The organism is Nostoc sp. (assembly GCF_036917375.1).
GTDB lineage: Bacteria > Cyanobacteriota > Cyanobacteriia > Cyanobacteriales > Nostocaceae > Nostoc.
The window spans coordinates 1-20,775 of the sequence record NZ_JBALDN010000084.1 but is presented as its reverse complement, the minus strand read 5'-3'; the positions used below and the strand labels follow the sequence as shown (position 1 = coordinate 20,775).

Below are 20,775 nucleotides of genomic sequence, written 5' to 3'. Positions count from 1 at the left end.
TTTCTACTGACCGGAGAAATACCATGAAACGTTCATTTCGTAAGTATCATCGTATCCTTGGCATCATCCTATCTGTGCCACTTATGTTAACCATGCTGACTGGGATATTAACAACCTTTGTCCGCGAATGGTCTGTGAATATAGGAGTTCCAGCTAGCTTCCTCTTGAGTATCCATACAGGCGAAATCTTTCATCTGCAAGGAATCTACCCAATTTTGAATGGATTAGGACTTCTAGGATTGTTGGTGACAGGATTAAATATGTCTGGTTTATTTGGTAAAAAAACTCGGCAAAACCCTAATAATTAAACTAAGAAGCTAATGGCAAACGTACCTGAAAGCAGCTACCAACACCGATTTCACTGGTGACGGTAATATCTCCTCCATGAGTTCTAGCGATCGCTAATGCAATAGCTAATCCTAAACCTAAGCCTCCCTCTCGCTGGTTTCTAGCTCGATCTGCTCTCCAAAAGCGATTAAAAATTAACGGAATGTGTTCTGGAGCAACACCAATACCAGTATCTTGAACATTTATGGCGACAAACCGCTCAAGTTTCACTAGAGAAACAATGACAGTCCCTCCTTTCGGTGTATAATGCAAGGCATTTTGCAACAGATTAGAAAATAATCGCTTTAGTTGAATAGCTTCACCTTTGATAAAAACTTCGGTTGATATTTCTGACTTGAGAGTAATTTCCTTAGATACCGCTTGCGGTTCCAAAAACTCCACCAAATCCTCTAATAATTCATCTAAAGGAATACCGATCCATGTAATCATTTTAGTACTCGTTACTGCATCAGTTCGAGCTAATAAAAGTAAATCTTCTACTAATCGAGTCATTTGATTACTTGCAGATGATATTGCTTCCAATTTATTTAAATTAGCTGGATGAATTCTGTCTGGATAATTCATAATCACTTCAACCGAAGTTTTAATGATTGTTAAAGGACTACGCAACTCGTGGGAAGCATCGGCAGTAAACTGTTTTAATTGCTGGATACTTTGCTCAATTGGCTGTAAAGATTGTCTTGTTAGCCACCAACCACCTAAGCCGCTAAGAATTATTACAATCAATCCTCCTAACTCAAATCCCCATAAAACTCTATTTAGTTCTTCTTCTAATTCTTCTGTCGATTCACTTACCCGCACATACCCTTGAAGCTTTTTTTTTCTTACACTTGCACTATGCAGATAAACAGGAATAGTAATACTGCGAATTTTATGGTGTTGGCTGATGTCAAAGTTAGCAGTAAAAGACATTCGAGAAATAGTATTTCCCGCTTTAGCCAATAGCCGACCATTAGCATCAAACCATTCTACTCCTTGATGATTTTCACGTAAATCTTGCCAAGGAATATCTAAATCTCCATCATCATCATTATCTAAAATTCGAGGAATTTTAGTATTAATTGCTTTTTTGTCAACTGGCGCTGCTATTAAGTTGTGAGCCGCTGCATTTGCTAAAGTGACAATTTCACTATCTAACTTTTGATAAAGATTATAAGATAAAAAATGGTAAACAATTGTGGTAGAAGTCCCCCAAATTGTTACCATTACACCTAAGTATGAAAATAAAAGCCGCCTGCCTAAAGCCTGAAGCATCAATTTAAAAAGTTTGTTTTAATCGATAACCTAAACCGTATATTGTCTCAATAAAATCAACATTAGCTCCAGCAAATTTCAGTTTTTGTCTTAAACTCCGAATGTGAACCTTGATTGTTTCTTCTCCTGGTGGCTCTTCAAAAGACCAAAGATGTTTCAGAATTTCGTTGCGATTAAATACTTGATGGCTGTGACGTAAAAACAATTCCAAAATTCTATATTCTTTGGGAGTCAGATGTACTGGTTGTCCATTATATGTCACTTCATAATTACTTGGATCTAAACGCAACTTTTCCCACTCAAACACAGGGGGTAAAATAGTAATTCCCCGTCTTAATAAAGCGCGAATTCGAGCCATTAGCTCTTGTAAATCAAAGGGTTTAACAACATAATCATCTGCTCCGGCATCTAAACCAACGACTTTATCTGTGCTAGTGTCTTTCGCAGTTAGTAACAAAATAGGTATAGAATAGCCTGCTTGTCGTAGTTGCCGACACAAAGTTATACCATCCAATTTTGGTAGCATCAAATCTAACACTATTAAGTCATAAGGAAAGGCTTTAGCAAACTCCCATCCCACTTGACCATCATTTGCAATATCAACAAGGTAATTTTGGTCAATGAATACTTCTGCAAGTGCTTTTGCAATCCGATATCCATCTTCTACTAAAAGGATTTTCATAACTACCCGACTAGCTGGTAATTTCAAGACTCCATTTCAGCTAATTCTAACCAGCGTTCAGTCGCCACATCGATCGCGTGCTTGAGATTTTCCACCTGATTATAGAGTTTCTGCACTTCGCTATAATTGCCAGGTGAGACATTCCCTAGTGTTTTCTCGGTTTCCGCCTTCTCAGCTTCTAACTCAGCAATTTTACCTTCCAACTGCTCAAATTCTTTTTTCTCCCAATTGGATAATCTGCGCCGCTTAGTATTCTCTCCATCCTTGGGTGAAGCCGCACCATTTTGGACTTCGGCATTTTTCGGCTTTTCCTTAGCGTTCGCGGCTTGTTGCTGTGCTTCTTCAGCCTTTTTATAGTCCAGATAAATCGAGTAATTACCTGGATATTGCCTTAGATTACCGCCTTCCTCAAAGGAAAATACTGTGTCAATGGTGCGATCGAGAAAGTAGCGATCGTGAGAAACTACAATTACACACCCGGCAAAGTCTTCTAAATAATCCTCTAATACTGCCAAGGTCTGAACATCTAAATCGTTTGTCGGTTCATCTAAAATTAAAACATTGGGCGCACCCATCAAAACCCGCAACAGAAATAAACGGCGTTTTTCACCACCCGAAAGTTTACTAATTGGGGCATACTGCTGATTACCAGGAAACAAAAACCGTTCCAACATTTGGGAAGCGGTAATTTGAGTTCCATCGGTAATTTTGACAAATTCTCCTTCTTCTTTGATGTAGTCAATCACGCGCTGATTTTCGTTCAATGCTGTGAGCAATTCTTCCGAATGCTGGTCAAAATAACCGATGTGAACTGTAGTCCCAATTTCTGCAATGCCGGAATCTGGCTTAACCCGTCCAGTAATGATATCCATTAAAGTGGATTTACCAGCACCGTTAGCGCCAATAATGCCGATGCGGTCTTCTGGACTAAATTCGTAGGTGAAATTATTAATCAGAGTTCGTCCATTGTATGCCTTAGAAACGTTATCTAATTCAATAACTTTTTTACCAATGCGACGACCAACTGTCGAAATATCAACTTTACCCTGAACTTGTTTAAATTCAGTATCTCGCAGAGCGTGAGCGCGGTCAATTCTAGCTTTTTGCTTGGTACTTCTGGCTTTTGGCCCTTTTTTGAGCCATTCCAATTCGCGCCGCAACAAGCCTTGGTGTTTGCGTTGACTGCTGACAGCAGATTCTTCAGCTAAAGCTTTCTTTTCGAGGTAATATGAGTAGTTACCTGAATAGGTGTAAATGTCGCCTCGGTCGATTTCAATAATCCGGTTGGTAACGCGATCTAGAAAATAGCGATCGTGGGTAATCAGAAACAATGCGCCGCGATAACGATTTAAATAACTTTGTAACCACTCTACAGAAAGAGCATCTAAATGGTTTGTTGGCTCATCCATGAGCAAAGCATCTGGTTCTGATAGCAAGGCTGATGCTAAAGCAATGCGCTTGCGATAACCTCCAGATAAAGTACTGATCTTGGCATCAAAATCAGAAATTCCTAATTTTGTAAGAATAATTTTGGCATTAGTTTCTAATTCCCAAGCACCACTCGTATCCATCCGTTGCATCACCACAGAAAGACGAGACATCAGTTGACTATCATCTGGATAGTGAACCAATTTATCAGAAAGTTCTTCATACTCGCGTACTAAAGCCATGTGTTCGCCACTATCAGCGAAAACTTGCTCTAAAACTGTGTGATTTTCATCTAAATCTGGCTGCTGTGGTAAGTAGATGATTTTAGAACCGGAGTTAATTAAAATTTGACCGCTATCTATCGATTCTAATCCGGCGATCATTTTTAATAGAGTTGATTTCCCTGAACCGTTAGTACCAATTAATCCAACTTTATCCGTAGCATCAAGGCTAAAGCTCGCATCTTTTAAAATTTCCTTGATACCAAAGTCTTTTTTTACTGATTGTAGTGTAATAATACTCATAAGATTGAAGTCATTAATTATTTTTCATTAGTGAGTAGGTAAGGTATTTGCCTTACCTACATTCGCAAACTTCTATACAAATAAGTCCAAGGGAAGGTGTCCATACATTTCGTTGATTCCATCTTCGTCATAAGACTGGCAAGATACTAATACACCACGATGATGTCCATCATAGGAATCAAGATAACACAAGCCATTTTTACCATTTAATTTGATATAAACTGGCCCTTCAGGTGTCAGTAAATTATTTGGTGGTTCATAACCCAAAGCCAGAGAATAGGTTTTCATTGCCAATATTCCTTCTTCTGCCGTATCAGCACAAATTCCTAAAATTTGGTAATCAGTAAGCTTGGTGAGCAAAATTAAGGCATTACGAATTACTACTTTTTCTGATGAGTTGAGGATAGGAGCAATGTCTAGACAATTGAATTTGTTCAGTAACTTTTTCGCTTCTTCGGCAGTGAGATTCTGAGGATTGGGGGTTGACATAAACTTCGACTATTATCTTGTTGGTTTTTCTGTGGTGTTTGAGTTGGGACTAGTACCGCAAGGCGGAAGTCAAAAGTCACTCACGCTTGAATTCCGGGCTTTCTGGCTGTAATGAAATAGTAGGTTTATTTACACCAACCTGTACTAGCCCAACTTATACCATTTTGGATTTTAGGTTTTGAATTGGAAATAGTCCAATATATTGGAAAATTTGTCTGAGTCAGAGCAAATTCCATAATTTTAGACCTTGTTATCTCATGCCCACTTCCCTTTTACGGTTGATTTTGGACATTCCCAAGGTTGAATATAAAGGGTACGCCATTTTTTGAGTCACTACCCATAACCAGGACTCTGGGCATCTGAGCGCCGCCACTCTTCCAAGCTTCAATTGCTTCTTTTTGCAAAACCAACTGCCCTCCTTGAGCTTTGAGTGTCTCTGCTAAGAGTCTTTGAGCTTCTGCCCTACCTTTGGCGCGATTCACATCTGCTTGCGCTTCTTGTTCGGCTTCCCGTGCTACATAAACGGCTCTTTGCGCCCGTTGTTCAGCAATTTGTTTTTCTTCAACTGCTCTGGCAAATTCTGGTGAGAATGCTAAATCAACTACGCTAGTATCTAAGACAATTATTCCATATTTGTCTAAGCGATCGCCTAACGCATTATCGAAGTCTTCTTTTAACTCACTTCGTTTAGTAATCGCTTCTTCTACTGTTCTTCTAGCTGCGGCAATTTTAAATGCTTCTTGTGTTTGGGGCGCAATGATTTTTGAGACAATATTCTCTAATGTTCCTTGTTTTCTTCTAACTTCAACTACCTTTATCGGATCGAGGCGAAAGTTAATCGCAAATCTCGCAGACAAATTTTGCAAATCTTTAGTGGAACTCTCTGCTGGTACTTCAAACTTTTGCACCGTCAAATCATACACATCTATCACGGTAATGAAAGGCGGTTTTAAGTGAATACCTTCTAATAAAGCCCCATCTCTGGCTTTACCCAAAATGCTGATTACTCCTGCTTGTCCTGGGTTAATAATAATAAAGGAATTTAGCCCAATAATCACTAGTATTGCTAACACAATTCCAAAAACTGTGCTTTGCCAACTACCCAATTGCTGATTTTTCAAATTCCTCTCTCCAATATTTAATTAGTCATTGGTCATTTGTCATTGGTCATTGGGCATTGGTAATTTTTCCATTCGCAATGCCCCATGCGCCATGCCCCATTCCCTAATCCTTGAATAAACTCAGTTACTAGTTTCTCATTAGTCTGTCTGAATCAATCTTCAGACTCAGGACTTAGGACTCAAGACTTTGTTCCGTGGTAATATCAGTGACACGAAACCGCAAAAAGCCGTGGCTACTGTATTAAAATCTCATCGGGCATCAAGAAGGCGTAAACATTCAGCGCATCCTCTCCAGCGTTTGCTTGAGTATGGACACCAATATCGTAAACAAATTTGGCTGGCGACTATTTATTCTACCCTCAATAAATTTTTCGATTTAGCACCACCCGGCTTAATTGGCGTGGCGGTGGATGTGGTAGTCAAGCAACAGGACTCCATAATTGCACAGTTAGGGGTACGGGATGTCTTTCAACAATTTTTGATTATTTCCTTCCTGACTGTGGTCATTTGGATACTAGAATCGGTTTTTGAGTACGCCTACGCTCGACTTTGGCGAAATTTGGCTCAGAATATTCAGCATGACTTGCGTTTGGATGCATACAAACATTTGCAAGAGTTGGAATTGGCTTATTTTGAAGAACGCAGCACTGGCGGTTTAATGTCTATCCTCAGTGATGATATTAACCAATTAGAAAGGTTTTTGGATGGAGGAGCAAATGATATTATCCAAGTTTCTGCAACGGTTCTAATTATTGGCGCTGCTTTCTTTATTCTGGCTCCTAGTGTAGCGTGGATGGCTTTGTCTCCGATGCCATTTATTCTTTGGGGTTCTTTTGCCTACCAACGACTACTTGCACCTCGCTACGCTGATGTCCGTGAAAAGGTAGGTTTTCTCAATTCGCGGTTGTCAAACAATATCAGCGGGATTACTACTATTAAAAGTTTCACTGCTGAAGCTTATGAAGCTTATCGTTTGGAATTAGATAGTGAAGCTTATCGCCGGAGTAACTCTAAAGCAATTGCTCTTTCTGCTGCTTTTGTGCCGTTAATTCGGATGCTAATTTTGGTGGGTTTTACGGCATTACTTTTATATGGTGGAATGGCAGCAGTTTCTGGAAAAATGTCTGTAGGTACTTACAGCGTATTAGTGTTTTTAATCCAGCGATTGTTGTGGCCTCTAACTAGATTAGGCGAAACATTTGACCAATATCAAAGGGCAATGGCTTCTACTAATCGAGTCATGAACTTGTTAGATACTCCTATCGCTATTCATACAGGTGATGTGGCGTTACCTGTGAATGAAGTGCGCGGGGAAGTGCAATTTAAAAATGTTTATTTTGCCTATAAAGATAGATTTGCAGTTATTAAAAATCTATCTTTGGATATTCCGGCAGGGAAAACCATTGCAATTGTCGGTTCTACTGGTTCTGGTAAAAGTACTTTAGTCAAACTCTTGTTGCGGTTATACGAAGTGCAAGCTGGAAGCATAACTCTTGATGGTGTTGATTTGCAAAGTTTGAATTTAAAAGATTTACGGCGCTGTATTGGTTTGGTGAGTCAAGATGTGTTTCTATTTCATGGCACTGTAGCTGAGAATATTGCTTATGGCAGTTTTGAGACTACAGAGCAAGAAATTATCACGGCAGCGAAGATAGCCGAGGCGCACGAATTTATTATTAACTTGCCCCAAGGTTATGAGACAATCGTGGGGGAAAGAGGACAAAAGTTATCTGGTGGACAAAGACAACGGATTGCGATCGCCCGTGCAGTCTTAAAGAATCCCCCAATTCTGATTTTAGATGAAGCGACCTCGGCGGTGGATAATGAAACAGAAGCGGCAATCCAGCGATCGCTAGAACGGATTACAGTAGATAGAACTACAATTGCGATCGCTCATCGTCTTTCCACTATCCGCAATGCCGATTGCATTTATGTCATGGAACATGGGAAATTAGTAGAGTCGGGAACCCATGAGCAATTGCTGGAGAAAGACGGGATTTATTCCGGCCTCTGGCGTGTACAGTCAGGTTTGAGATAAGTTTCGCCTATTGTCTGTGTCTTCATTACGAATGATTTATGTTTTTTGGTAATAGTCAACCAGAATCAGGTGATACTAAGTGGCGTCGCCAGTTGGATAAGTTTGTGAAAGCAAATCAGCAGGAATTGGCGGCGCTGTTTTGGGGATTGTGGTTAGCAAATGGTGACAGTCAGGGTACTGTTGGTATTGATTTGCAACCAACGCCGCATTTTGTTTATTGTCCAAAAGAGCAGATAGAGAATTTAAATATTAGAGTTGAAAATCGGCTGCAAGAAATTTTAGGAATTGTGGAGAATCACAAGCCGGAAGTGGAAGTCGTGATGATTGGGATTGGGAAGGGGGAAATTAAGTTAATTCAGTTTGCACCGGAACCAGCGCCACCGATTTGTTTTGAGCAAGTTGGGAAGGATGTGGATGGGTTATTGGATGTGCTGGAAGAGAGGATGAGGGAGGAGATTGTTTTTTAACGCAAAGGGACGCTAAGGGAAGCGTAGAGGAACGCAAAGGAAGATAAGAACTCTGCGCTTTTTGTTTAGTTCATTGCTTTGTAGAAATCTGGGTAAGTTAGATTTTCGGCACAATACCAGATGATGTTAAACATAGCTTCGTAGCAAATAGATTTTGATGACTATCTACGCTTATTAGAAGCTCTTGAAGATGAAGCAATTATCTTAGCAATAAAGGCAGTAAAACATGAAATACCTCTGAATTTAGATGAAGCATTAGCACAACTATAACAAGAGCGATTACCCAATATCTACCCAGCTTATCAAGAATCTCAAAACTTTGAAAAGTATACCTTTTTGAATTACGAATTACGAATTAAAAATGCAATTTAATACCCAACTGCTACCTCAAATTAATAGTAAATCTTTGAGAGAAAATGGCAAACAATATTATGTAGATGCCAAAGGAAACCGCTTCCCTAGCGTCACCACAATACTTAATATCACCAAACCCCAAGCAGACAGAGACAGATTATTAAATTGGAAAGCGCGTGTAGGTACAGAAGAAGCCACCCGTATATCTACAAACGCCAGTCGTCGGGGAACTCAAACACACAAACAAATTGAGCGTTATCTCCTGGGACAAAATCCTGTTTGTCCAGAAGCCAGTCGCCTTTACTGGGAAAGTATTCAGCCAGTTTTAGCAGAAATTGATACAGTAAGACTCGTAGAAGGCTCAGTTTTTCATTACGATTTGAGCTATTCTGGCAAAGTAGATTGTATTGCCAGCTATCAAGGCATTCCCTGTATTTGCGAGTGGAAAACAGCAGACAAACCTAAAGGTTCAATCGAGCATTTATACGAACATCCACTGCAACTTACAGCATACATTGGAGCAATTAACAACTATTATCGAGATTATGGTATTCAGCTAAATCATGCTTTGTTAGTAGTCGCAATTCCAGAGATGTCAGCCGAGATATTTTGGTTTGAACCAGCAGCGATTAAAGATTACTGGCAGCAATGGGAAAAAAGAGTCGCCGAATATTGGGAACGCAGAAGCGTTTGGAGTTGATGAGTGGGATTCTGGTTCAAAGATGCGGTAAGTGCCTTGATTTAGATTGCTGCGATCGTGGTTAAAGAAATACTGCCAATCATGCATTACCTTCTACCCTTAGCACATTGTAAAGTTAGGGTAGGTATTTTAATGCCCACCCTAGTTGCCTAAACTAGCGCTGGTGTATTCGCACGCTTAACTTGAGGTGTAGCAACCATACTCATTCCGGCTGGTGCAGCTAAAGTTAATCCACGGCGCACAGGACGCACGGGACGTTTATTCACTAGCGAAACTTGGAATTCTGACAAAACAGTTGCTAAGACAATTTTCATTTCATACTGGGCAAATGCCATCCCAATACAGCGACGATTACCGCCACCAAAGGGTAAATATTCATAAGGTGAATATTGTCTTCCTAAAAAGCGTTCTGGTTTGAACTGCTTGGATTGTGGGTAAACTTCTTCCCGATGATGCGCTAAATAAATACTGGGGATTATTACCGTTCCCTCTCGCAATTCGTAGCCCATAATTGTAATTGGGGTTTTCACAATCCGCGGGAAAGCAGTCATGACAATTGGGTAAAGTCGCAATGTCTCTTGGCAAACTCCTGTCAAATAGGGCAATTTACCTACACTACTCAAATCGTGGTTAACTCCAATGGTGTTGAGTTCTTCTAGCAACTTCTCACGCACCTCTGGTAAACGATCGATCCAGTAAAAAGCCCATGTCAATGCCGAAGCGGTGGTTTCATGTCCCGCAACTAGCAGTGTCATTAACTCGTCGTGTAATTCTTCATCTGACATCCCTTGACCATCGTCGTAACGAGCCGCCATCATCAAACTTAGGATATCTTGGCGATTTTGATCGGCTTGCTCCCGACGTTCTCGAAGTAAAGCATAAATCAGTCGATCGATTTTTTGCCGTTGTTGCAAAACCCAACCCCACGGACTCCACGCCCCGAAATCTTTTTGCATGAACTGGAAAAAGAAGGCGCTGGACATTATGGGCGAAGTGAGGAAGTCTAATAAGTCACTTAGCGATCGCCTCAGTTCCTCAAACAGCTGTCCTTCATTCAAACCAAATACAACCCGCAGAATAACACGCAAGGTAATTTCTTGCATCGACTCACGGATCTTAAAAGGTTTACCAATTTGCCATTCATGAGTCACCTGTTGGGTTATTTCCCGAATTTCCTCACCGTAAGCCCGCATCCTTTCACCATGAAAGGGAGGAGCTAAGAGTTGGCGTTGGCGCTGGTGGCGAGCGCCATCGGCTAACATAAAGGAGCGATCGCCAAGTAAAAATTTTAGCCCTATATTCCCCCTGCCAACCTCAAAATGACTGGAATCAGCAGTAAAAATCTGCTCAAGTGCTTGGGGTTGACTAAAATATACTAGATGGTTATCAGAGCGATTACTCCTGATCGTGAAAGTGTCACCGTAGATTTGGGCAAAATCATCCACATATTTCACTGGCTGAGTAATAAACTTGATCATCCGCAGCCAGCGCGGCATTTGAGGCCCATCGGGCAGATTGTAAGTTGTTGTCATAGAATTTTGTGGAGTTGATGACTTCTGAATTTTATTGTTACGACTTTTCATGTTACTTAGGGTTACAGAAAGCGGTATATTCATCATTGGGGACTAGAAACTGGAAACTGGGAACTGAAAAAGAAGACAAAGAGGATAATAATAACTCTTGTACAGACTCGATTAATCGCGTCTCTACTCCTAACTCAGCACTCAGCACTCAGCACTAAAGAGGCAGCATCGGAAGTAAGCAGTGCCAAAAATCATCGCTATTCTCAACGGTAAAGGAGGAGTCGGTAAAACGACTACCGCAGTCAATCTGGCTGCAAACTTTGCGAAGAAAAAAAAGGTGCTGCTGATTGATGCAGATATTCAAGGTTCTGCCAGTTGGTGGTTTGGGCGCAGTCAGCAGGGAATGGGATTTGATTTATCTCAAGAAACCGATCCCGCACTTTTAAGTGATTTAGCAAAGATAACAGGTTACGATTTAGTAGTGGTGGATACACCTCCCGCCCTGCGCTCTGAAGCATTAGTGGCGGTAGTTGCGATCGCAGATTATTTAGTTTTGCCTACACCCCCATCTGCAATGGATTTAGCAATCCTCGTGGAAACAGTCAAGGAAGCCGTCATCCCCTTGGGAACCCCCCATCGGGTATTGCTCACCAAAGTCGATACGCGCAGCCTGGGGGAAGCACAAGAAGCAAAAAACACTCTGACTCGCTTAGGTATTCCTACTTGTAATACCTTCATTCGTGCTTATAAAGCTCATGAACGAGCAGCACTAGAAGGTGTAGCGATTACTCAATGGCGAGGAGGAAATGCACGGGAGGCGGAATTAGACTACCGCCGTGCAGCTGATGAATTACAGCGTGATTGGAGAAAATAATAATGGCTAGGAAACAAAGTCTCTCTGACTTACTACAAGAAGAGGCGCAAAAATTTACACCCCCAGAAGGAGAATCTGCGATCGAAGTTACAGCCGAAAAAATTGTTGAAGAACAGGCTGCATCTGATGAGGAATCGTTAGGACAACCACTTGAGCCAACTTCTACTAAACGCAGTCCCACTAAAGCTGATTTAGAAGCAACTGTCAAAGAATTGACAAGTAATCTAGAAGCAAGCCATAAAAAGGAAGCATCTCTTGGACAAGAAGTTGCTGATTTGCAATCAAAATTATCTAAACAAAAAACATTTGTATCAGAACAAAAATCATTACTAGAACAGCTAACAAAAGAACTTGATGAGACCAAAAAAACAGCGCTGCAACTTGCAGAAGCCAATTCCCAGCTTATAGAAGAAATTAATTCTTTAAAACAAAAAGCAGAACAAAAAACAGTACAAAAAGCAGAAGAGAAATCTAAACTTGTTGTCAAAGAAACTAGCGCGATCAAACCAGTAAAAGACCACTACAATCCACTGAACTACAAAAAATCACATCGGTCATCGGAAACACTAGCTCAAAATCAACCTCAAAATCAACCGAATGAGTATCCCGATAGTTCTAATGAGATGTGGTTACTTGACTAGAATCAGATAAAGATTAATGGTACAAATCAAAATCTATGGCACTGCTTCATTTATTCGTCATTCTCGCAGTGCCATTTCTGACGCAATTCATTCTTGTGTTGTTGAAGCTCTAGTATATCCTCAAGACAAGCGTGCCCATCGGTTCTTTCCTCTCGAACCCGATGATTTTATATACCCTGTAGGACGTTCAGAGAAATACATCATCATTGAGATTAGTATGTTTGAGGGACGCACTATTGAAACGAAAAAGAAACTAATTAGGTTGTTGTTTTCCCGCTTATCCGAACAAGTTGCAATTACACCTATAGATATAGAAATCACGATTACTGAAACTCCAAAACACAACTGGGGTATTCGGGGAACAACAGGAGATGAATTAAACCTAAATTACCAAGTGCAAGTGTAAATATTTGGAGCTTGTAGAGTGGGCATTATAATAGACCTCTTGCAAAAGTGCTTTTTGCAAGAGGGGGAAAAGGGTAAAGGTTAAAGGGGAAAGGGACAATACAGAACCTTTTCCCTTTCCCCTTTTCCCGACTTATGCAAGAAGTCTAATGTCCACCTGAATGCAAGATAGGTTTGCGTTAGCGTTCGCGAAGCGTCTCGTAGAGAAGCTCACCGAAGGTATCGCTCTTGCTTCCCTAAAATTATGTGAAACATGATTAAAGAGAAAAATAGTAGCTAGATCGCAGAAGCCATTAGCAACAGATACAAAGCTTTCCAGATTGCCGTTACAGAAAAATTATTGAGACTTGAGCTATCTTTCAACTCGAAAGTCTAAAATATGCTGCGCGGTGATTTGTGGTTGTTCCAAGTGTGGGAGATGACCACAATCTTGAATCCACGTGAGAGTACTGTGTGGAATTGCCCTTTTAAATCTTAGGGCATCTTTAGTACCCAAAATTTTATCAGAATCGCCCCACAAAATTAGCGTTTGTTGCACAATTTTTGATATAGCTGTGAATCTAAAAGCACTGTAACCGCCACTTTTAGTAAAAGAAATTACAGCTTGATCCCAACTCGGCATTTGTAAATGTAATGCTCCACAACATAACGCATCAATAGAGGCAAGAGTTTGATTTTTATATCCAATGCGAGAAACGCGATCGCGCACTTTCATATTACTCAAAAACTGAGTTGCTAAATAATCTAATGGGGGAAACATGAATTTGCTCAATGGCGAACCACCCGCTAACCCCGCACTATCAATTAATACCAGCCTTTCGACTGCTTCTGGATAAGCCAGCGTAAAATCAATCGCCGTCGCACCCCCCATCGAAGCGCCCACTAAAATTACAGGTTGGTTAATTAGGCTTTTCCAGAAATAATAAAGATGGGTTTTAATTGCAGTTGGGCTATAGGCTATTCCTGAAAGTCTATCTGTAAATCCAAAACCCAATAAATCCACTGCCCAAGTTTCATTATCTTCAGAAAGCAGTGGCAAAAGCCGCCGAAATTCTAATACAGAACTGTCAAAGCCGTGAATTAATAAAATCGGAGTTCCACCACAGCCTTGCTTGACAAATGTTGTGGTAACTGCTTGATTAGTTAAAGGAGTAGCGATCGCAGTTGTTTGAATACTCCGAGCTAGTGCGATCGAAGTAGGTTCTGTGAGTTGCTCAACTGCCGTAGGAAGAAAATTCGGAAACATAAATTTCAGTTTATCGTACTAGCTTGCTTCCACCCATAACTGATTTTGTTAAACAATAAAGTTACACAACCTAAGATGCTGAAGTATTATTTGTAATATATATATAAAACATAAGCTAGGGACTATCAAAATATTCTAACTCCCAACAGACATGATTAATGGCGTCTCTACTCCCCCAAAAAAATATGGCATGGCATCAAAGAAAGTTTTCCAAAATGTCAAAATGGGGACTAAAGCCACGTACAATTAAAATCGCTTATCCCTTAATCCAGGAGCTAATGCCATGCCAATGGCGGTTGGCGTAATTGAAACTTTAGGTTTTCCGAGTGTCTTAGCAGCAGCAGATGCAATGGTCAAAGCTGCCGCAGTTACAATTGTGTATTATGGTCAAGCAGAAAGCGCTCGCTTGTTAGTTGCTGTCCGGGGACACGTTTCTGAAGTAAATAGAGCTGTTGAAGCCGGAATCGCAGCTGGAGAGGAAGTAAAGGTTGGTACAGTAATTACCCACTACATCGTTCCCAATCCTCCAGAAAATGTCGAAACCATATTACCAATCCATTTCACTGAAGAATCAGAACCTTTCCGCATCTTCTAAGCAATTTTGCTATCAAAATCTGTAGCGAAGCTTCGTACAATTAACTTGTAGCCCCCAGTTTGTTCATACAGGAGATTAATAATGTCATTACAGGCAGTTGGAGCACTTGAAACGAAAGGTTTTCCTGCGGTGCTAGCAGCAGCAGATGCTATGGTAAAAGCTGGTCGAGTTACCCTTGTTGGTTATATTAGAGTAGGTAGCGCTCGTTTTACAGTTAATATTCGTGGTGATGTTTCTGAAGTAAAAGCCGCTATGGCTGCCGGTGTTGAAGCCGCAGAAAATGTTTATGGCGGTACACTTGAATCTTGGGTGATTATTCCTCGTCCCCATGAAAACGTTGAAGCTGTTCTACCAATTGCTTATACAGAACAAGTCCAAGGTTATCGAGAATCTGTAGAAAATCCCATTGTTAGATCGAACAATCGATAGATTTAACCTCCTGCGGGGGAATTCAAAACAAAAACTTCCCATAAATAAATTTAAAGAGAAGTTTTTTGTCAGGCTTCTGACTATTAAAACTTTAGAGGATTACATTCCTTCTATTTTTAAATTTTGCATAAGTTGAATTTTGAAGCAGAGGGAAAGCAACAGTCAGAGTCAATAGTCAAAACTAATATTGACTGTTGACTGTTCATTTTTATAAATATAAAAGTTTTAAGAATAACTTACCAATATGAAAGGTGTAGTTGTGACTGAAGCTAGTTTAAAAAAAATAAATTTGCCAATCAATCCCTACTATTATTTTATACAACGACTTACCAAACATCTTGGAAACGATAATTACCGTATATACACTTAATTAAATCAACAAATCTCACAAAACATAACTTAATACAATTCAGTGAAAGCCCGATCCTCTTTCAAAAGCAGGCAATTCAGCCAATTTCTTCAGGGGGATTAGGGAATCTTCCAGGGCAAAATCTCATTAACACTAAGTATATTGAAATTAAACTAAATATTATACGACGCAAGGGTTTATACAGAGTTGAAACTTATACTGGTGGAATAACGTCCAACTTTAAGTTAAATTATATTCGTTCCTCGGATCTGTTACAAAATGTCAGATTTACTCGCTCCATTTTGTGAAAGGTGTATCCTCCACACTTTAAGCAGATTTCTGTTCTCAACTAAAAAACATAACTTTACAAAAAATTTAAATTGGCAGAATGCCCCAAATGCTTGATACATAATGGGTTTGGACTTTTTAAAGTAAAAGTAAAACATCAATGTAGAAATTTCTGCATAATTTTAGTGAATCCAGACGTAATAAAAGTAGAATCACTGAGCTATTTTCATGAAATTCATGAAATTCATGAAATCTGGGGCAGCTGCCAGTTAAACAATTAGGTGGGACGAATGGGGGTTGTAATGCAAACTTCAAAATTGAGTTTCGAGGAATGCAATCTCACTATGACAATAGATGTGGAAAAACTGGCTCTAGATTGGCAAAAGCGCTTGGCTGTGGAATGTCCAGACCAAAATGAAGCCGCGAGGCACAGCATTATTCTCTGGCTGTTGGGATCTGACTCAAAACGGTTCGATCTGTATAATCCTAAAGAACTCGATATCGCCAAGCAAGCGATGGAATATCGCTGGAGGATTTTACGTCAACGCTACTTGGGTTTGGGACGAGAACGTGCTTATCGCAACTTGATAACCCGATTGGGGAGTTTAGTAACATTACGGAATAAGATTCAGACTTGGGTTTCCCTCAGTCGCGATCGCCAGCGCAGTGTGATGGATGTGTTACAAGAAGTACTCCAAGAATTACTCCAAAACGACAGCCAGATGCAACAGCAAATGGCTGATATTGCCAAATATACAAGTGATAGACGATTGGGGGATGCTCTGTTATTTGCCAGTTTAGAAGAATATTGTCTGCGACCGGTACGCAATCAACCCCTATTAGCTTACCGATTTGTGAATTATTTGCGTCGCACTCAGCGCGGTGGTTTAACCCAAGTGCCAGGGCGCGATCTGGTTCGCCTAGTCTCAGAAGAAGTTCTCACAGACGACAGTGACAATCGAGTTAACTTAGTCGATAGTCAGGCGATCGCAGAATATATTGAAGCACAACAACTAGAGGAACAACAGGGGCTGCGCCAGTCAGTACAAAAAGAATTTGAAAATTATTTACAAGAAAATTTGGGAACTGACGCAGTTGAATGGCTACGGCTGTATCTGCAAGGTAAGTCCCAGGAAGAGATCGCCAAAAAACTGAATAAGCAGACTAAAGAAGTCTACCGTCTGCGAGAAAAAATTAGTTACCATGCTGTACGTGTTTTTGCCCTCAAAGGCAATCCAGAACTCGTAGACAGCTGGCTGTCAATTTCCTTACAAGAACATAACTTGGGGTTAACCCAAAACCAATGGCAGCAACTGGATGAAAAATTGACTCCTCTAGGGCGGCAAATCTTAGATTTGCGGAGAGCGGGTAATTCAATAGAAGCCATAGCCGAACAGTTAAAATTCAAAACCCATCAAGTGCTGGGCGAATGGACGAAAGTCTATCTTGCAGCCCAAGCTTTAAGAACCCAAGAGTAGCCTGTAGTGGAAGGAGCATAGGGAGCAGAGCAGGCAGAGGAAGGAGAGACAAAAAGATAAATAAAACTCAGCACTAGCTCAACCTTAGCTATCCGCTAACAGCACTCTTGTACTCAATATTCAGTATTATCCCCAGTCCCTAATCTAAAATTCATACTTAACTTACATTTACTTAAGTATATATAATTGGAATTTTAACAATTTAACAAAGTATCTTTATTAACTACCTATTGAATTAGAGGCAAAATATAAGTAAACACCAACGAATCAAATCTATGTTGTCTTCAAAGGGCGAACTAAATGATACCGGAGCGAATGGACAGCAAATGCTAACTGCCGCTCAAACTAGGTGGGAGCAAGGAGGCGATCGCGAACAAATATTCCACCTAATCGATCATCTTTTGTCTTTTGAAGCTTGCCTCTACCACCAGATTTTACCCTTTAGATTAGAAGATAAAAACCTCTTGCTAGGTATGGTTCATCCACAAGAGAGCGAAGCCCTAGATTACGTTGGTCGCATTTTGTCTTCTATCAATTGCACAATGGTGATTGAGGCGATCGCAGCCGATGCTCACCGCAGAATACTATCAGCCTACCTCAACCATAAGAATATATCCCAGCTAGATGCCCAACAAGCGCATCAGCCAACAGTGGACTTTCCCCCAACAAATAGCCCACCTACCATTATTGACATACCTAGTCCTTCCCTAGATGCCGACTCAGAATTAAATCAACAACCAATATTGATGGTATTTCAGACACAAAAGCGTCAAAATTCTGGACAGCGGGTAGACTTGCCTCCTATCCCAGAGCTAGACCAATCATCTCAAACTACGACGTTCTTCACCCCTATTTCCACAACTCAATCGGGAGAGGATTTTGAACCCACATTATCAAACAATTTACCTATTTTTCCCACACAAGCTTCCGAACTACTGAATCCAATTGAGTTGCTAACAACACTGCCGCCAAAAAAATTACTAGAAGAATTACTAGGGCGAATCTTAGCTGGGGGAATTGGTCGGCTGTACTTAGAAAGACAAGCTTACGAAGGCAGAATACTGTGGAGTGACAATGGAGTTTTGCAGTCTGTATTGGACAAACTGCCGCTCTCAGTTTTTCAAGGAGTACTAAATGAATTAAAGCGGTTTGCTTCCCTGCCTGTAACCACGCTTACAGAACCAAAACAAGTAGAAAAAGAATACGTATATCAAAAAAATCGCTTATTATTACGCTTGCGAGTCATGCCGGGAATCTACGGCGAAGAGGCAACACTCCAAGTATTGCGGGGAGCAGCATTAAAATTCTATCAACAACAACAATTGACGCGTATAGGCCGCGATGCTTTAGGAATTTCTCAGCAACTAAGTATAAAGTTACATGAACTACAAGAACAACTTTTACTAAATCCTAGCCTTGATTCTCAGCAATTAGAGGCTTTAGTTGCCCTGAATCAATTAGTGAAAAATTTAGACCAACAGATCAAAATACTGGCACTAGATAACAATCTACCAACAAAGAGTAAATCATCAGTTAGTAGGTGAAAACGCTGATTTCGTTCGCATACATAATTGTTATGTTGTAATGGAATCCTAGACTGATAAAGCTTAGAGATTCATATCTAAATAAATACAAATTTTGCGATCGTATTCTAAGTAAGATTACGGTTTAAAAAACTTAATAGTAGCAAAGTTAGTTACCCTCCCTTGAATCCTATTGTTGCAAATATTTCATGCTAACTGAGGTTTTTAGTGAACTTTTCCCCTTAATGAGTACAGCCAATCCACAGACATTGGAATGGCTACTCAACGTTGCAATTGAACATGAATACCCATCTGGGCGAGCTGTTGTGATGGAAGATGCCTGGGGTAACGCCGTTTACTTTGTGGTTTCTGGTTGGGTCAAAGTCCGGCGTACCGTCGGGGAAGATTCAGTAGCTTTGGCAATTTTTGGTCGTGGCGATTTTTTTGGAGAAATGGCAATTTTGGATGAATCTCCACGCTCAACCGATGTCATTGCCCTTTCACCCGTGAAATTGCTTAGTATCTCCAGAGAGCGGTTTATTCAAATATTGTTTAAAGACCCACAGTTACATCACCGAATGTTGCAACTGATGGTGCGGCGATTGCGACAAATTAACCTGCGCCTACAAATGCGGTCTTCACCACCAGCAGTCAAACTCGCTCATACTCTAGTAACTTTGGGTGAAAGCTATGGTCACGAATCAGACTTAGGAAGAGAAATTTTTAACATTCCCTTTAAAGATTTAGCAGAGGTGACAGAAATAGGCGTTGAAGAAACCACCAAAATCATGGAAAAACTACATGAAAAAGGATGGATAAAAATTGATAGCGCCAACAACATCATTTATCTTGTGAACTTCAAACAGTTGATGAATTTAGCTGGCAAAGTGTGATTGTTTTATTTATTCAGCAATACAAATTTTGGCATTAACCCTCTTCTAAGAAACCAGATTTTATGAGGGCTGAGGAATAAACTCAAAACCAAAAGCCTGGGCTTTTATTGTGGAGATTATTAACCATTCGCTCACGATAACGTTGCTCATAATAATCCATACTAGGATCGGTATAATCTCCTTCATTTGTCCAAAGTTTATAAAAAATCCGCGCAATCTTATGAGTTGGAACTGAAGACTTCTGTTTTTTCTTCATTTTAGTTCCCCTAGTCTCAAGCAGTATCAAAGTTGAAAGTGTGCCTTGACCCAGGTTGACAGAATTATACAGTCTTCTAAACGGGATAACGTCTAAACGCTTCACCAATGCCATCACCGTCACAACCCAGAACCACGCTTTTGTACGGGTGAAGATGCACCATTGAGGGAACGGTCAAAACTTTCAAGACACAATGCGAGTATAAACTTTTTCCCTACTTTTTATTCCGTTTCTTTCATTCATCGCGGACATATCGTCCATCAACCGCTTTTGTCACTCTACTCTAGGTAGATGAAAAAATGGGAATAAGGAATATTGCAGTTTTTAAAAGTTGAACTAGTTATACCAATTCTCTAAAACTCGGCAACAGATGGAAATCAGGAAAGTCTTACTGGAGCTAGATTTCTTAATTGCGAATTGCGAATTGCGAATTGGTATTAGATTATTAACCAGGGTAAGCTCATCTAATTTGGTATAAAGAGAACTTGACAAATTAAAGAGGATCAGGGTAGACAACGTGTGAAAAATGGGTTTAACGACTGAGCAAAATCGATGAGATGAATTCAATGTTACCGTTGAAAATTGCCAGGAGTTAAGTTGATGTCAGAAGGCTTTGCAACTAAATATGCTGATGCTGGTAAAAATTCTATCAGCGCCAGGCAACAGTAATGCTCAACTGATTGGTCGGGCTATCCGTAAACATTGGGGCATTGAAAATGGTCTGCATTGGACTCTCGACTGTTCTTTTGCATAATGTGGCAATTCAAGATAAGCAAAAAGCCCCAGGCTGTGAGGCGTGGGGCTTTATGTTAGAATAATAACCTGGCATCGAGCTATTTTTGCGTAGGGCAACCCCTAAACTATCGTTGC

21 protein-coding genes and 2 pseudogenes are annotated in these 20,775 nt (G+C 40.4%); 14 read left to right on the top strand and 9 right to left on the bottom strand.

Annotation, left to right across the window (positions count from 1 at the left end; translation table 11 throughout):
- Positions 1-23: 23 nt before the first annotated feature.
- Positions 24-308 carry a peptidase gene (locus tag V7K45_RS21855; RefSeq protein WP_335007095.1) on the top strand — a complete coding sequence of 95 codons (285 nt, stop codon included), beginning with the start codon at positions 24-26 and terminating at the stop codon, positions 306-308.
- Position 309: 1 nt separating this feature from the next.
- On the opposite strand, the gene V7K45_RS21850 is transcribed toward V7K45_RS21855, so the two are convergent.
- From V7K45_RS21850 to V7K45_RS21830, 5 genes are all read right to left on the bottom strand, one after another.
- Positions 310-1,554, bottom strand: coding sequence for a sensor histidine kinase (locus V7K45_RS21850; RefSeq protein ID WP_335007094.1), 1,245 nt, complete (start codon positions 1,552-1,554; stop codon positions 310-312).
- 52 nt (positions 1,555-1,606) lie between these two features.
- Positions 1,607-2,284, bottom strand: a complete 678-nt coding sequence (locus V7K45_RS21845) for a response regulator transcription factor (RefSeq protein WP_335007093.1) — start codon at positions 2,282-2,284, stop codon at positions 1,607-1,609.
- Between the two features lie 23 nt (positions 2,285-2,307).
- On the bottom strand, positions 2,308-4,236 hold the full coding sequence (locus V7K45_RS21840) for an ABC-F family ATP-binding cassette domain-containing protein (RefSeq protein ID WP_335007092.1): 1,929 nt from the start codon (positions 4,234-4,236) through the stop codon (positions 2,308-2,310).
- A 72-nt stretch (positions 4,237-4,308) separates the two neighbouring features.
- On the bottom strand, positions 4,309-4,725 hold the full coding sequence (locus V7K45_RS21835; protein WP_292774499.1) for a DUF1824 family protein: 417 nt from the start codon (positions 4,723-4,725) through the stop codon (positions 4,309-4,311).
- A gap of 272 nt (positions 4,726-4,997) precedes the next feature.
- A complete protein-coding gene (locus V7K45_RS21830; RefSeq protein ID WP_335007091.1) occupies positions 4,998-5,846 on the bottom strand; it encodes a prohibitin family protein in 849 nt (282 codons plus the stop codon).
- 229 nt (positions 5,847-6,075) lie between these two features.
- Between V7K45_RS21830 and V7K45_RS21825 the strand changes: the two genes are divergently transcribed.
- Both V7K45_RS21825 and ccmS read left to right on the top strand, forming a co-directional pair.
- Positions 6,076-7,884: an ABC transporter ATP-binding protein gene (locus V7K45_RS21825; RefSeq protein WP_335007090.1), complete on the top strand. Its 1,809-nt coding sequence runs from the start codon at positions 6,076-6,078 to the stop codon at positions 7,882-7,884.
- 38 nt (positions 7,885-7,922) lie between these two features.
- Positions 7,923-8,351 carry a beta-carboxysome assembly chaperone CcmS gene (ccmS, locus tag V7K45_RS21820; protein ID WP_179067896.1) on the top strand — a complete coding sequence of 143 codons (429 nt, stop codon included), beginning with the start codon at positions 7,923-7,925 and terminating at the stop codon, positions 8,349-8,351.
- Positions 8,352-8,416: 65 nt separating this feature from the next.
- Here the strand turns inward: ccmS and V7K45_RS33055 are convergent, their stop codons facing one another.
- Positions 8,417-8,500 carry a hypothetical protein gene (locus V7K45_RS33055; RefSeq protein ID WP_442942030.1) on the bottom strand — a complete coding sequence of 28 codons (84 nt, stop codon included), beginning with the start codon at positions 8,498-8,500 and terminating at the stop codon, positions 8,417-8,419.
- On the opposite strand from V7K45_RS33055, the gene V7K45_RS33050 reads away from it, so the two are divergent.
- Positions 8,499-8,621, top strand: coding sequence for a hypothetical protein (locus tag V7K45_RS33050; protein ID WP_442942029.1), 123 nt, complete (start codon positions 8,499-8,501; stop codon positions 8,619-8,621). The two genes, V7K45_RS33055 and V7K45_RS33050, sit on opposite strands and share 2 nt — an antisense overlap.
- A 91-nt stretch (positions 8,622-8,712) precedes the next feature.
- A complete protein-coding gene (locus V7K45_RS21815) occupies positions 8,713-9,405 on the top strand; it encodes a PD-(D/E)XK nuclease family protein (RefSeq protein ID WP_335007089.1) in 693 nt (230 codons plus the stop codon).
- Between the two features lie 149 nt (positions 9,406-9,554).
- Here the strand turns inward: V7K45_RS21815 and V7K45_RS21810 are convergent, their stop codons facing one another.
- Positions 9,555-10,937, bottom strand: coding sequence for a cytochrome P450 (locus V7K45_RS21810; RefSeq protein ID WP_335007088.1), 1,383 nt, complete (start codon positions 10,935-10,937; stop codon positions 9,555-9,557).
- A 232-nt stretch (positions 10,938-11,169) separates the two neighbouring features.
- Between V7K45_RS21810 and V7K45_RS21805 the strand changes: the two genes are divergently transcribed.
- Genes V7K45_RS21805 through V7K45_RS21795 form a run of 3 tightly spaced genes read left to right on the top strand, consistent with a single transcriptional unit; the run spans position 11,170 to position 12,849 of the window.
- A complete protein-coding gene (locus V7K45_RS21805; protein ID WP_099102086.1) occupies positions 11,170-11,802 on the top strand; it encodes a ParA family protein in 633 nt (210 codons plus the stop codon).
- A 2-nt stretch (positions 11,803-11,804) separates the two neighbouring features.
- Entirely contained in the window at positions 11,805-12,443 is a 639-nt protein-coding gene (locus V7K45_RS21800) for a hypothetical protein (RefSeq protein ID WP_335007087.1), read from the top strand.
- A gap of 16 nt (positions 12,444-12,459) precedes the next feature.
- Positions 12,460-12,849 (top strand): tautomerase family protein, encoded by a 390-nt coding sequence (locus V7K45_RS21795; protein ID WP_335007086.1) that lies wholly within the window; start codon positions 12,460-12,462, stop codon positions 12,847-12,849.
- Positions 12,850-13,200: 351 nt separating this feature from the next.
- Here V7K45_RS21795 and V7K45_RS21790 read toward each other — a convergent pair whose 3' ends face one another.
- Positions 13,201-14,094, bottom strand: a complete 894-nt coding sequence (locus V7K45_RS21790) for an alpha/beta fold hydrolase (protein ID WP_335007085.1) — start codon at positions 14,092-14,094, stop codon at positions 13,201-13,203.
- A 283-nt stretch (positions 14,095-14,377) separates the two neighbouring features.
- Between V7K45_RS21790 and V7K45_RS21785 the strand changes: the two genes are divergently transcribed.
- From V7K45_RS21785 to V7K45_RS21765, 6 genes and pseudogenes are all read left to right on the top strand, one after another.
- The gene (locus V7K45_RS21785; RefSeq protein WP_335007084.1) at positions 14,378-14,689 is read left to right on the top strand and encodes a BMC domain-containing protein; all 312 of its coding nucleotides are present in this window, start codon (positions 14,378-14,380) and stop codon (positions 14,687-14,689) included.
- 81 nt (positions 14,690-14,770) lie between these two features.
- Complete coding sequence (locus tag V7K45_RS21780) at positions 14,771-15,118, top strand: carbon dioxide-concentrating mechanism protein CcmK (RefSeq protein ID WP_012409276.1); 348 nt, start codon at positions 14,771-14,773, stop codon at positions 15,116-15,118.
- A gap of 927 nt (positions 15,119-16,045) precedes the next feature.
- On the top strand, positions 16,046-17,233 hold the full coding sequence (locus tag V7K45_RS21775; protein WP_335007083.1) for a HetZ-related protein 2: 1,188 nt from the start codon (positions 16,046-16,048) through the stop codon (positions 17,231-17,233).
- A gap of 275 nt (positions 17,234-17,508) precedes the next feature.
- Positions 17,509-17,721: pseudogene (locus V7K45_RS33045) on the top strand (pilus assembly protein PilB); the annotation flags it as partial.
- A gap of 495 nt (positions 17,722-18,216) precedes the next feature.
- Positions 18,217-18,777 (top strand): annotated as a pseudogene (locus V7K45_RS33040) (pilus assembly protein PilB); the annotation flags it as partial.
- Between the two features lie 188 nt (positions 18,778-18,965).
- The gene (locus V7K45_RS21765) at positions 18,966-19,649 is read left to right on the top strand and encodes a Crp/Fnr family transcriptional regulator (protein ID WP_335007081.1); all 684 of its coding nucleotides are present in this window, start codon (positions 18,966-18,968) and stop codon (positions 19,647-19,649) included.
- Positions 19,650-19,731: 82 nt separating this feature from the next.
- Here the strand turns inward: V7K45_RS21765 and V7K45_RS21760 are convergent, their stop codons facing one another.
- Positions 19,732-19,905, bottom strand: a complete 174-nt coding sequence (locus V7K45_RS21760; RefSeq protein WP_335007080.1) for a hypothetical protein — start codon at positions 19,903-19,905, stop codon at positions 19,732-19,734.
- Positions 19,906-20,775 lie beyond the last annotated feature (870 nt).